The organism is Duganella sp. 3397 (assembly GCF_031456625.1).
Taxonomy (GTDB): Bacteria; Pseudomonadota; Gammaproteobacteria; order Burkholderiales; family Burkholderiaceae_D; genus Rugamonas; species Rugamonas phyllosphaerae.
Genome location: NZ_JAVDVB010000002.1, coordinates 603,109 through 616,637, shown reverse-complemented (window position 1 = coordinate 616,637; position 13,529 = coordinate 603,109). Strand labels below are relative to the sequence as shown.

Genomic DNA, 13,529 nt, shown 5'->3' with positions numbered 1-13,529 from the left:
CCTAATTGACGGCATTGGGGGCAGACCTCAGCGGTGCGGCATCCGTTCAGGCAGAGGGCCTCAAGGCGCCTGTTATCGGACCAGGTTCAGTCGCGCCAGCCGGTTGATGCCAGCGCGGATCGCCGGTATCAGCTCACCGGCAGTCATGCCGATCGGTCCGACGCCACTGGCCACCAATTCGTCCGCTGCCGCGCCGTGCAGCCACACAGCCGCCAGCGCTGCCGGCCACGGCGGACAGCCTTGCGCCAGCAGGGCGGCGCACAGGCCCGACAACACGTCGCCGGTGCCGGCCGTGGCCAGCGCCGGGTTGCCGGTGGGGTTGATCACGCAGTCGCCACCGGGCGCGGCGATGACGGTGCCCGAACCTTTCAATACCACCACCGCCTGCAAGCGCGCGGCCAGGGTGCGCGCTGCCGCCACCCGGTCGGCCTGCACGGCGACGACGGTTACGGCCAGCAACCGCGCCGCTTCCAGCGGGTGCGGCGTCAGCACGGCGGTTACGCTTCCGTCCACCGGGCGAGCCGCTTGCAGCGCGTGCAGCGTCGGTGCAGTGGTTGCGCCACGGCTGGCCAGCGCGTGTTGCAAGGCCGGGGTGTGCGCCAGCAGGTTGAGGGCGTCGGCATCGACCAGCAGGGCGCTCTGGCTGGCGATGGCGCGCGCCAGCAAATCGGCGGCCATGGCCGAGCCGCCGAGGCCGGGGCCGATGGCCAGCGTGGCTTGCTCGAAGTCGTAGCCTTCGGCCAGGCGGCACATCAGTTCGGGCTGGCCGCTGTCGGCTGGCAGCGGATCTTCGGGAAACAGCACGTACACGCGGCCGGCGCCGGCATGCAGCGCGGCGCGCGCAGACAGGATCGGCGCGCCGCGCATGCCGGTGGCGCCGCCAATCACGGCGACGTTGCCGTAAGTGCCCTTGTGGCCGCTGTGGCGCCGCGCGCGCAGATGGCGGGCGAACAGCGCCGGCTGGTTCAGCTGCAGCTGCGTGGGTGGCAACAGCGCCGGGTCGATGTCCAGGTACGCCACCTCGACGATGCCGGCATGGTCGCGGCCCTCGTTGGTATGCAGGCCCGGCTTGTCGCCGATGAACGTGATGGTGTGGCTGGCGCGCAGCGCGATGCCGTCCGGGCCGACGATGGCGCCGGTGTCCGCATCGAGGCCGCTGGGCACGTCCAGCGCCAGGACCGGGCAGGGCAGCTGGTTGACGGCCTCCACCAGCGCGCGCAGTGCGCCGCCGATGGGCCGCGCCAGGCCGATGCCGAACAGGCCATCGATCACCAGTTGCCAGTCGCCCGTCTGCACGGCAGGCGCCGACAGCTCTTCAAAGCGCGCGCTGCTGTCGGCGGCCCGCCGCCATGCTGCTGCCCGTTCCGGCGACTGCGCATTACCGGGCTGACTGTGCAGCACTGTCACCGAAATCCCGGCGTCGGCCAGGTGCGCCGCGGCTTCCAGCGCATCGCCGCCATTGTTGCCGGGGCCCGCCAGCACCAGCACCCGCACCTGTAACCGCTGCAGCGCCGGCGCCCGGTCAGGAAAGGTATCCACCGGGCCTGGATGAGGCGCTGCGGATGACAGCAGGCGTTGCGCAGCAGCGGCCGCAGCCCGCCCCGCGCGCCGCATCAACTCGCCCTCGGGCAGCGCTGCTGCGGCTGCGTGTTCGATGGCGCGGATGTCGGCGCTGCGGTAAAGTGGCTTCATGCCGCCATCTTAACATCGGTGCTCGTGCCAGCCGGGTTGCCAGCCGTGTTGAGTGGCGGACGCCACACGCACTACAATAGCCGCTTCACCGAAAGCTACGAGGCATGCATGGACTGGCAATTCTGGATCGACCGGGGCGGCACTTTCACCGACATCGTGGCGCTGGCGTCCGATGGCCAACTGCGCACCCTGAAGTTGCTTTCCGAAAATCCTGAGCATTATGCCGATGCCGCGATCGCCGGCATCCGCCAGTTGATGGGCGTGGCGGCGCATGAAGCCATCCCGGTCGAACGCATTGGCGCCGTCAAGATGGGCACCACGGTCGCCACCAACGCGCTGCTCGAGCGCAAGGGCGAGCCGACCGTGCTGGCCATCACGCGCGGCTTCGGCGACGCGCTGCGTATTGCCTACCAGAACCGCCCGCGCCTGTTCGACCGCCACATCGTCCTGCCCGAACTGCTGTACACCGACGTCATCGAAATCGACGAACGCATGGGCGCCCACGGCGACACCGTCGTGCCGCTCGACCTGGCCGGCGCCCGTGCGGCGTTGCAGGCGGCGTACGACAAGGGATTGCGCTCGCTGGCCATCGTCTTCATGCACGGCTACCGTTACCACGCCCACGAAAACCGCGTGGCCGACGCCGCGCGCGACATCGGCTACACCCAGGTCTCGGTCTCGCACCTGGCCAGCCCGCTGATGAAGCTGGTCGCACGCGGCGACACCACCGTGGTCGATGCCTACCTGTCGCCGATCCTGCGCCGCTACGTGGACCTGGTGGCGTACGAGCTGCCTGGTGTGAATTTGCAGTTCATGCAGTCGTCCGGCGGTCTGACCGATGCGCGCGCCTTCCAGGGCAAGGACAGCATCCTCAGTGGCCCGGCCGGCGGCATCGTCGGCATGGTGCGCGCCAGCCAGCTGGCCGGTTTCGACAAGGTGATCGGCTTCGACATGGGCGGCACGTCCACCGACGTCTCGCATTTTTCCGGCGAGTTCGAGCGCGTGTTCGACACCCAGGTAGCCGGCGTGCGCATGCGCGCACCGATGATGAGTATCCACACGGTAGCTGCCGGCGGCGGTTCGGTGCTGCACTTCGACGGCAGCCGCTACCGCGTGGGCCCCGACAGCGCCGGCGCCAACCCGGGGCCGGCCAGCTACCGCCGTGGCGGTCCGCTCGCGGTGACCGACTGCAATGTCATGCTCGGCAAGATTCAGCCCGAGCACTTCCCGCATTTGTTCGGCGCCGACGGCCGCCAGCCGCTCGACGCCCAGGCAGTGCGGGTGCGCTTCGTCGAATTGGCCGCGCGCATTGCGGCCGCCACCGGCAATCCCACCACGCCGGAGCAGGTGGCTGAAGGCTTTCTTGCCATCGCAGTGGGCAATATGGCCAACGCCATCAAGCAGATCTCGGTGCAGCGCGGCCACGATGTGACCGACTACGCGCTCACCAGCTTTGGCGGCGCCGGCGGCCAGCACGCCTGCCTGGTGGCCGACGCGCTGGGCATGAAAACCGTGTTCGTGCACACCCTGGCCGGCGTGATGTCGGCGTACGGCATGGGCCTGGCCGACCAGTCCAGCATGCGCGAGGCGGCTGTGGAAGCCCGGCTTGACGAACACGCGCTGCCCGACCTGGAAGCGCGGCTGCATGCGCTGGGCCGCCAGGCCGGCGCCGACCTGCTGCACCAGGGCGTCGAGGAACACCGGATTACCCTGGTCGAGCGCGTGCACCTGCGCTACGAAGGCACCGATACGGCGCTGATCGCCCTATTCGATCCATCCGGCGGCGTTGCCGCCATGCGGGCGCAGTTCGAAGCGGCCTACCGCAAGCGCTACTCGTTCCTGATGCAGGGCAGGGCGCTGATCGTGGAAGCGGTGTCGGTGGAAGCGGTGGGCGCGTCCGATGCGCCGGCCGAGGCCGAACCACAGGCCGCCACGCCGGCGACAGCACCGGCACCGGCGACCGTGGTGCCGATGTACGCGGGCGGCCAGTGGCTGCAAACCGGCTTGTACCAGCGCGTGGACATCGAGCCGGGCGCCGTCATCGACGGCCCGGCCATCATCGCCGAAGCCAACGCCACCACCATCGTCGAAGCGGGCTGGCGCGCCGAAGCCACGGCGCGCGGCCACATGGTGCTGCGCCGGGTGGCCGCACTGCCGCAGCGCGTGGCCATCGGCACCAGCGCCGACCCGGTGATGCTCGAAATCTTCAATAACCTGTTCATGTCGATCGCCGAGCAGATGGGGCTGCGGCTGCAAAACACCGCGTATTCGGTCAACATCAAGGAGCGCCTCGATTTCAGCTGCGCGATTTTCGATGCCGACGGCAACCTGATCGCCAACGCCCCGCACATGCCGGTGCATCTCGGCTCCATGGGCGAGAGCATCAAGACCGTGATGCGCGAAAACGCCGGCCAGATGCAGCCCGGCGACGTGTTCATGCTCAACGATCCGTACAACGGCGGCACCCACCTGCCCGATGTGACGGTGATTTCGCCTGTGTTCGATGAGGCCGGGGCCGAGATCCTGTTCTACGTCGGATCGCGCGGCCACCACGCGGACATCGGCGGCACCACGCCCGGCTCGATGCCACCGGATTCGCGCGTGATCGAGGAAGAGGGCGTGTTGATCAGTAATTTCAAGCTGGTGGATGGGGCAAGTGAGGGCGCCGACGGCGGCAAGCTGCGCGAAGCGGAAACCCGGGCCCTGCTGGCCGGCGCCCGCTACCCGGCGCGCAACCCGGACCAGAACCTGGCCGACCTGCGCGCGCAAGTGGCTGCCAACCAGAAGGGCGTGGAAGAGCTGCGCAAGATGGTCGCGCACTTCGGCCTCGACGTGGTGCGCGCCTACATGGGCCACGTGCAGGACAATGCCGAGGAAGCGGTGCGGCGCGTGATCAGCGCGCTGCATGACGGGGCTTACAAGCTCGAGCTCGACAACGGAGCGCAGATCGCGGTCACCGTCACCGTCGATCACGACAGCCGCAGTGCCGAGATCGACTTCACCGGCACCTCGCCGCAACTGGACAACAACTTCAACGCGCCGTCGGCCGTGTGCATGGCATCGGTGCTGTACGTGTTCCGCACGCTGGTCAATGACGAGATCCCGCTCAACGCCGGCTGCCTGAAGCCGTTGCGGGTGATCATACCGCCCGGTTCCATGCTCAACCCGCACTACCCGGCCTCGGTGGTGTCTGGCAACGTGGAAACGTCCACCTGCATCACCAACGCCCTGTACGGCGCGCTGGGCGTGATGGCGGCCGCGCAGGGAACCATGAACAATTTCACCTTCGGTAACGCCAAGTACCAGTACTACGAAACCATCAGCGGCGGCTCCGGCGCCGGTCCCGGTTTCAACGGCGTGAGCGTGGTGCAGACCAATATGACCAACTCGCGCCTGACCGATCCCGAGATCCTCGAATTCCGCTTCCCGGTGCGGCTCGAGAGCTATCGCATCCGCGCCGGCAGCGGCGGCGCCGGCGAATGGCGCGGCGGCGACGGCGGCGTGCGCACGGTGCGCTTCCTCGAACCGATGACAGCGGCGATCCTGTCCAACAACCGGATTGTGCCGCCGTTCGGCATGGCCGGCGGCCATTCCGGTGCGCTGGGACGCAACACCGTGCTGCGCGCCGACGGTTCGGTGGAGCAGCTTGGCCACATCGGCAAGACCGCCATGCAGGCTGGCGACGCTTTCGTGATCGAGACGCCCGGCGGCGGCGGCTACGGAACGGTGCTGCCGTGAGCGCGGTCCGGCCGACAGCGCATCGCCCCGCTCAATTGACCAGTTTGATGGCCGCCCGGGTGTACGAGTACGACTGGGCTGCCACAGGCCTGGGCCACATCGCCGACTGGCCGCCCTCGCTGCGCGTGAGTGTGAACCTGATACTGGCCTCGGACTTCCCGTCCTGCCTGTTCTGGGGGGGCGACATGTTGATGATTTACAACGACGGTTACATGACGTTGATGGGCCAGAAGCCCGATGGCTTGGGCCGGCCGCTGGCCGAGGTCTGGAGCGAAGTGTGGGACGACATCGAGCCGATCCTCGCCCGCGCGTGGCAGGGTAAATCCACCTTCATCGAGGATTTCCCGCTGATGGTCGACCGCGACGGCCAGATCAGGGAAGCCTTCTTCACCTTTTGCTACAGCCCGGTACTGGACGAGCAGGGCGTCACCGTCGGCGTGCTCGACACCGTGGTCGAAACTACGGCCAAGGTGCGCGCCTTGCGCGAGACGGCGCGCTATTCGGCAGCGCTCAAGGACGAGTTGCAGGTACTGACCCAGGACCGCGACCGGATCTGGCAGCTGTCCAGCGATGCGATGGCGCTGCTCGACAGCGACAACGGCATGGCCGCCGTCAATCCTGCCTTCAGCCGCACCCTCGGCTGGCAAGAGGATGAACTGGCCGGCACCCCGGTGGCCGCGCTGATCCATCCGCTCGAACGCGATGTCGTGATCGGGCGCCTGGACGCCATTCGCCATGGCCAGGGTTCGCCCAGGATCGAGGTGCGCCTGCGCCACAAGCGCGGCGAGTACATCTACATGGAGTGGACCAATGCGCTCAATGGCAACTTCCTGCTTGGCATCGGCCGCGATAGCACGGCCGAGCGGGCCGCTGCCGAGGCGTTGAAGCGAACCGAAGCAGCGCTGCACCAGGCCCGCAAGATGGAAGCGATGGGCAAGCTCACCGGCGGCGTCGCGCACGACTTCAACAACCTGCTGCAAGTCATTTCTGGCAACCTGCACTTGCTGTCGCACGTGGTGGCGGGCGATAGTCGTGGCCAGCGCTACGTCGACAGCGCTCTGGGCGGGGTGCGGCGCGGGGCCCGGCTGGCCAGCTACCTGCTGGCCTTTGGCCGGCGCCAGGCGCTTGCGCCGCGCGTAATCAAGGTGGGCGCGCTGATCGCGGCCATGGACGACATGCTGGCCCGGTCGCTGGGCGAAACCATCGAGGTGGTGACCGTGATCCCGCCCGGCACCTGGAGCGCGCTGGTCGATACCGCGCAGGTGGAAAACGCCGTGCTCAACCTGTGCATCAACGGCCGCGACGCCATGAACGGCAACGGCAGGCTGACCATCGAAGTGGCCAACGCCAGCCTCGACGAGCACTATGCGCAGCGCCACGCCGACGTCCAGCCCGGCCAGTACGTGCTGATCGCGGTCACCGACACCGGCTGCGGCATGCCGCCCGAGGTGCTGGGGCAGGCGTTCGATCCGTTCTTTTCCACCAAGCCCGAAGGTCAGGGCACGGGACTGGGACTGTCGATGGTGTTCGGCTTCGTCAAGCAGTCTGGCGGCCATGTCAACATCTACAGCGAGGTGGGCAGCGGCACCACGGTCAAGCTCTACCTGCCGCGCTGCCTGGAAGAAGAGGATGCCTGTGTGGCGGAGCCCGAAGCCGGCGCCGTGGTGGGCGGCAACGAAACCGTGCTGGTGGTCGAAGACGACGAGGGCGTGCGCGAGACTGCCGTCGAATTGCTCAGGCAACTCGGCTACTCCGTGCTCAAGGCCGCCGACGCGACTGCCGCACTGAGCATCCTCGACAGCGGCATCGGCATCGACCTGCTGTTTACCGACGTGGTGATGCCTGGTCCGCTGCGCAGCACCGACCTGGTGCGGCTGGCGCGGCAGAAGACGCCCGGACTGGCCGTGCTCTACACCTCGGGTTACGCGGAAAACGCCATCGTCCACGGTGGCCGGCTCGAGCCCGGCGTGCAACTGCTGGGCAAACCGTATTCGCGCGAGGCGCTGGCGCGCAAGGTACGGCAGGTGCTGACCGGGCCGGTCAAACCCGGCTAGGCCGGAGTTGCCTAGGCCGATGTCGCGATACCGTACTTGCGCTGGGTGTGGTGGTATTGCGCCAACAGCGCGTCCAGCGCCGGGTGATGGGCGTCGATCTTGCGCATGCGCTCGAGCAGGTACGCGGCCTGTTCGGCCAGTGGCGCTTCCCAGCCCATGTCGTCGAGCTGCCTGAGGATGGCCGACGCGGCCGCCGGCAGCAGCGCCATATTGGCCGGCGCCTTGCGCAGGCCGGCGTTGAGGGTGTCCACCGCCGCGCGCAGGTCGCCCTCGGTGCTTTTCTGCGCCGCGTGCGCCAGCAGTTCGCCCACCTGCATCTTGATCTGTTCGCCCATCCCCTGGGCCAGGTCGTGGCGACCCGCTTTTTCGAAGACCTCGACTGCATCGTCCATCGACACGCCGCTGTCGTCGTCGTTCATCAGGTCCAGCATCACCGACGAAGCCTGCTGGTCGAGCTTGACGTTCAGGCAGCTCTGGATCAGGTCGAGTTTGAGCCCGCTCGACAGGCCGCGCGTGTTGGCCATGCCGTTGACTGCAGTGGTCAGTTCGGCTGCGGCGGCGGTCATATTGCCGGCCATTTGTTGCACCATGCCGGCGGCAATCGCCCGGCAGGTGTCGGTGTTGGCATTGTTGCGCAGCGAGCGCTCCATGTCGCGGATCACGCCGCCGGCCTGGTAGGCGTCGCCTTTTTTAACCAGCGTCTTGACCAGCTTGACGTGGTCCTCGGGATCGCGGAACTCGGAATACTTGGCCTTGGTCACCACCTGCTTGAACGCCCGTTCGGCCACCCCGACGTCGCCAGTGGCGAACGCCACTTCGCCCAGGTGGCGCAGGCGGCGCACCATGTGCGGCGAAATGTCCACCGCGTCTTCGAGCACCTTCTTGGCCGACTGCTGCTGGCCCAGCGCCTGCAGGGTGCGCGCCAACAAGTCGTAGGCGGCCATGAAGGTGGTGTGCTGTTGCAGCAGGTCGGTCAGGGTTTGCTGCGCTTCGACCAGCTTGCCCAGGCCGAACTGGCAGCGCGCCAGGCCCAGCTTGGCCCAGGCGGTAGGGCGGGTGAGCAAAATCGCCTGGTACACGAACTCGGCTTCGACCAGGTCGTCGATCGACACCAGCAGCTCGGCGCGCAGGCGCGCGTAGTCGGTGGCGTAGCGCGGGTTGGCTTGCTCCCCCTCCTTGCAGCCGGTGATCGCCTTGCGGATATTGCCGGCTGCTACATGCTGGTACACCGGCCAGAACACGTCGCGCCGCTCCACCGCGCGGCGGATCCGCTGCAGCAGGGCGTCCACGGTGAATGGCTTGAGCACGTAATCGGTAGGAGCGAGCTCCACCGCGCCGATCACGCGGCTGTACACGCCCTCGGACGTGATCATCATGAAGATGCACCACGGCGGGATCAGGCGATGGTGGCGCAAATCTTCCAGTAGCTGCTGGCCGTCCTGGCCATTGTTTTCGCTGCCGTTACCCAGGTCGTACTCGCACAGCACGATGTCGAACTGGCGGCGGCTCAGCTGGCGGATGGCCGTGCCGGAACCCACCGCGTACTCGATACGGGTGATCTCGCACTGGTTCAGCATATTGTGCAGGCTGCCGCGCATGCCCGGGTTCGGGTCCACGATCAGTACCGACAACTCGCTATAGTCCGCCATGTTTCTTATCCATTCCAGGTTGTTCCCAGCATAACCGAAGGTCGGTGAAATGATGCGTTTTTGCATGGCACAAGTCACATTTTGGCGCGCCTCGGCCCTTAAATGTTGCTTGTGGAATACTTTGTCGCTGCCGGCAGCCGCATCCTGGTGCTGTATGGGGAGGGGCGGAACGGGTATAATGCGCGCAAAAGGAATTCTGCAAGCCCATGCCTGTGTCTCAATTTCGCTGTCTACCTTTAATCCGCAGCCACGCTGCATCAACTACTCTTCCATCATGTTGATACTCCCGGGCTCCAACGCCCTGTCCGCCTTCCGCAGCCAACGCCTGTTAAACCAACTGCAAGCCGCGCTTCCGCAGGTTGCCGCAGTCCAGGCCCGCTATGTCCACTTCATCGATGCCGCCCAGCCGCTGTCGGCCGACGACACCAGCCGTCTCGGCGCGCTGCTGACCTACGGCGAACCGGCCCAGGCCGACAACGCTGACGGTGCGGTCGAGGAATTCTTCGTGATCCCGCGTTTCGGCACGATTTCGCCGTGGGCCTCCAAGGCCACCGACATCGTCCACAATTGCGGCATGGCGCACGTCAAGCGCGTCGAGCGCGGCATCGCGTTCCGCATCAACCTCAAGGGCGGCATCCTGGGCAGCAGCATCGGCGCGCCGAAGAAACTGTCGGACCAGGATGTGCAGACCGTGGCCGCCTTGCTGCACGACCGCATGACGGAATCGGTGCTGCGCCACCCGGACGAAGCTGCCGGCCTGTTCCGCACGCTGGACGCGAAGCCGCTGGAGACCGTGGACGTGATCGGCGCCGGCGCCAGTGCGCTGGAAAAGGCGAATACCGACCTGGGCCTGGCGATGTCGCACGACGAGATCGAGTACCTGGACGCGGCATTCACCCGCGCCGGCCGCAACCCGACCGACGTCGAACTGATGATGTTCGCGCAAGCCAATAGCGAACACTGCCGCCACAAGATCTTCAACGCCGACTGGACCATCGACGGCGTGGCGCAGCCCAAGTCCTTGTTCGGCATGATCAAGAACACCCACGAATTGCAGCCGAAAGGCACGGTGGTGGCCTACAGCGACAACTCGTCGATCATGGAAGGCGCGACCGTGATGCGCTTCTTCCCGCAAGGCGCCGGCCAGGAATACGCCCCGGTCACCGAGCTGACCCATACCCTGATGAAGGTGGAAACTCATAACCACCCGACCGCCATCTCGCCATTCCCGGGCGCCTCCACCGGCGCCGGCGGCGAGATCCGCGACGAAGGCGCTACCGGCCGTGGCGCCAAGCCCAAGGCTGGCCTGGCCGGCTTCACGGTGTCCAACCTGCTGCTGCCGGACGCCGTGCAGCCGTGGGAAGTCGATGCCGACGGCAACGCCTACGGCAAGCCGGACCGCATCGCTTCGGCGCTGCAAATCATGATCGACGGCCCGCTCGGCGGCGCCGCGTTCAGCAACGAATTCGGTCGCCCGGTGCTCGGCGGCTACTTCCGCACCTACGAGCAAAATGTCAGCGCCCAGTTCGGTGAAGCTGCCGTGTTCGGCTACCACAAGCCGATCATGATTGCCGGCGGCATCGGCAACATCTCGTCGCAACACACGCACAAGAACGACATCCCGGTCGGCAGCCTGCTGGTGCAGCTGGGCGGCCCCGGCATGCGCATCGGCATGGGCGGATCGGCTGCCTCGTCGATGGCGACCGGCACCAACACTGCCGACCTCGACTTCGACTCGGTCCAGCGCGGCAACCCGGAAATGGAACGCCGCGCCCAGGAAGTGATCAACGGCTGCTGGCAGCTCGGTAAAGACAATCCGATCATCTCGATCCACGACGTGGGCGCCGGCGGCTTGTCAAACGCTTTCCCGGAAATTACCAACGACGCCAAGCGCGGCGCGATCTTCGACCTGCGCAAGATTCCGCTCGAAGAGAGCGGCATGGCGCCGAAGGAAATCTGGTCCAATGAATCGCAGGAACGTTACGTGCTGGCGATTGCACCGGCAAGCCTGCCGCTGTTCCAGGCGCTGTGCGAGCGCGAGCGCTGCCTGTTTGCCGTGGTCGGTACCGCCACCGAAGAGCGCCAGCTCAAGCTGATCGATCCGGAACTGGGCAACAACCCGGTCGACATGCCGATGGACGTACTGCTGGGCAAACCGCCGAAGATGCAGCGCGATGTGGAACACGTCGTGCGCACATTGCCGCCACTGGACCTGACCGGCATCGACCTGGCCGAAGCGGCCAGGCGCGTGCTGCTGCTGCCGACCGTGGGCGACAAGTCGTTCCTGATCACCATCGGCGACCGTACCGTGGGCGGCATGTCGGTGCGCGACCAGATGGTTGGTCCCTGGCAGGTGCCGGTCGGCGACTGCGCCGTGACCACCATGAGTTTCGAGGGCTACCTCGGTGAAGCGATGTCCATGGGCGAGCGCACCCCGCTGGCCGTGATCGACGCTGCCGCCTCGGGCCGCATGGCGGTCGCCGAAGCAATCACCAATATCGCTGCCGCGCCAATTGCCGATATCTCCGACATCAAGCTGTCAGCCAACTGGATGGCCGCCTGCGGCCAGCCTGGCCAGGACGCCGCGCTGTACGACACCGTGAAAGCGGTCGGCATGGAGCTGTGCCCGGCACTGGGCATCAGCATTCCGGTCGGCAAGGATTCGCTGTCGATGCGCACAACCTGGAAGGATGAGGATCAGGCGAAAGCCGTGCTGTCGCCGGTATCGCTGATCGTCTCGGCGTTCGCGCCAGTGTATGACGTACGCAAGTCGCTGACGCCGCAAATCAGGACCGATGCGGGCGACACGGCCATCATCCTGATCGACCTCGGCCGTGGTAAGAACCGCCTGGGCGCCTCGGCGCTGTCGCTGGTGATGAACCAGCTGGGCAACGAGACCCCGGACGTGGACAGCGCCGAAGACCTCAAAGGCTTCTTCGCTGCCATCCAGCAACTGAACCGCGACGGCAAGCTGCTGGCCTACCACGACCGGTCCGACGGCGGGCTGTACGGCACGCTGACCGAGATGGCGTTTGCCGGTCGTGCCGGCCTGTCGATCAACCTCGACATCCTGACCCTGGAACAGGGCCATGGCGCCGACCAGGGCGACGCCAAGAACTGGGCCGGCCAGATCGCCGAGCGCCGCAACGAGCAAACCCTGCGCGCGCTGTTCTCGGAAGAACTGGGCGCCGTGATCCAGGTCCGTGCCGAAGAAAAGTCGCTGGTCATGGACGTGCTGCGCAGCTTCAACCTGGGCGCATGCAGCCACATCATCGGCAAGCCGAACGACCGTGGCGTGATCGAATTCACCCGCGATGCCAAGCTGATCTACAGCCAGCCGCGCAGCGCGCTGCACCGCCTGTGGAGCGAAACCAGCTGGCGCATCGCACGCCTGCGCGACAACCCGGCCTGCTCCGATGCCGAATATGACCGCTTGCTGGACGAACAGGATCCGGGCATGCAGCCGAAGATCACGTTCGACCTGGGCGACAATATCGCCGCGCCATTCCTGGCCACTGGCGTGCGGCCAAGGGTGGCCATCCTGCGCGAGCAGGGCGTCAACTCGCATATCGAAACCGCTTACGTGATGCACCAGGCCGGCTTTACCGCGGTCGATGTCCACATGAGCGACCTGATTGCCGGCCGCGTGAAACTCGACGACTTCCAGGGTATTATCGCGGTCGGCGGTTTCTCGTATGGCGACGTATTGGGTGCGGGCGAGGGCTGGGCCAAGACTATTCTGTTCAATACCGCGCTGTCGGAACAGTTCGCCCGCTTCTTTGCGCGTGGCGATAGTTTCGGCCTCGGTGTTTGTAATGGTTGCCAGATGATGAGTAATCTGAAATCGATTATTCCCGGCGCCCACGCGTGGCCGAAATTCACCACCAATAAATCGGAGAAATTCGAAGCGCGCTTTGCGATGGTGGAAGTAATGGATAGCCCGTCGATATTCTTCAATGGCATGGCCGGTACCCAGACCCCGATCGCGATTGCGCACGGCGAAGGTTATGCCGACTTTACCCAGACCGGGAATATCACCGAAGCGATCGCGGCAATGCGCTTTGTCGACAATCGCGGTGAGGCTACCGAAGCGTATCCGTATAATCCGAATGGTTCGCCGCAGGGCATTACGTCGGTGACCACGCCTGATGGCCGCTTCACCGTCATGATGCCGCACGCCGAGCGCGTGTTCCGCACGGTGCAGCAGTCGTGGCATCCGGAAGGTTGGGGCGAGGAGTCGCCGTGGATGCGCATGTTCCGTAACGCGCGCAAGTTTGTCGGTTAAACAGTATGAGTCGTTCCTGAAAGCCGGGCCCTGCGCGAGCAGTGGCCCGGCTTTTTTTGTCATCGGTTATTAACACTGCACTCTAATCCGTCATTCCCGCGAACGCGGGGA

Annotated in this window: 5 protein-coding genes; 3 read left to right on the top strand and 2 right to left on the bottom strand. The window is 66.1% G+C overall.

The window, feature by feature from the left end; translation table 11 throughout:
• Window positions 1-72: 72 nt before the first annotated feature.
• Window positions 73-1,692: an NAD(P)H-hydrate dehydratase gene (locus J2X54_RS07245; protein ID WP_310179501.1), complete on the bottom strand. Its 1,620-nt coding sequence runs from the start codon at window positions 1,690-1,692 to the stop codon at window positions 73-75.
• A gap of 108 nt (window positions 1,693-1,800) precedes the next feature.
• On the opposite strand from J2X54_RS07245, the gene J2X54_RS07240 reads away from it, so the two are divergent.
• Together J2X54_RS07240 and J2X54_RS07235 are read left to right on the top strand one after the other, a co-directional pair.
• On the top strand, window positions 1,801-5,430 hold the full coding sequence (locus J2X54_RS07240; RefSeq protein WP_310179500.1) for a hydantoinase B/oxoprolinase family protein: 3,630 nt from the start codon (window positions 1,801-1,803) through the stop codon (window positions 5,428-5,430).
• 35 nt (window positions 5,431-5,465) lie between these two features.
• Window positions 5,466-7,484, top strand: a complete 2,019-nt coding sequence (locus J2X54_RS07235) for an ATP-binding protein (RefSeq protein WP_310179499.1) — start codon at window positions 5,466-5,468, stop codon at window positions 7,482-7,484.
• Window positions 7,485-7,495: 11 nt separating this feature from the next.
• On the opposite strand, the gene J2X54_RS07230 is transcribed toward J2X54_RS07235, so the two are convergent.
• A complete protein-coding gene (locus J2X54_RS07230; RefSeq protein WP_310179498.1) occupies window positions 7,496-9,133 on the bottom strand; it encodes a response regulator in 1,638 nt (545 codons plus the stop codon).
• 274 nt (window positions 9,134-9,407) lie between these two features.
• Between J2X54_RS07230 and purL the strand changes: the two genes are divergently transcribed.
• Window positions 9,408-13,418 carry a phosphoribosylformylglycinamidine synthase gene (gene purL, locus J2X54_RS07225; protein ID WP_310179497.1) on the top strand — a complete coding sequence of 1,337 codons (4,011 nt, stop codon included), beginning with the start codon at window positions 9,408-9,410 and terminating at the stop codon, window positions 13,416-13,418.
• Window positions 13,419-13,529: the final 111 nt, after the last annotated feature.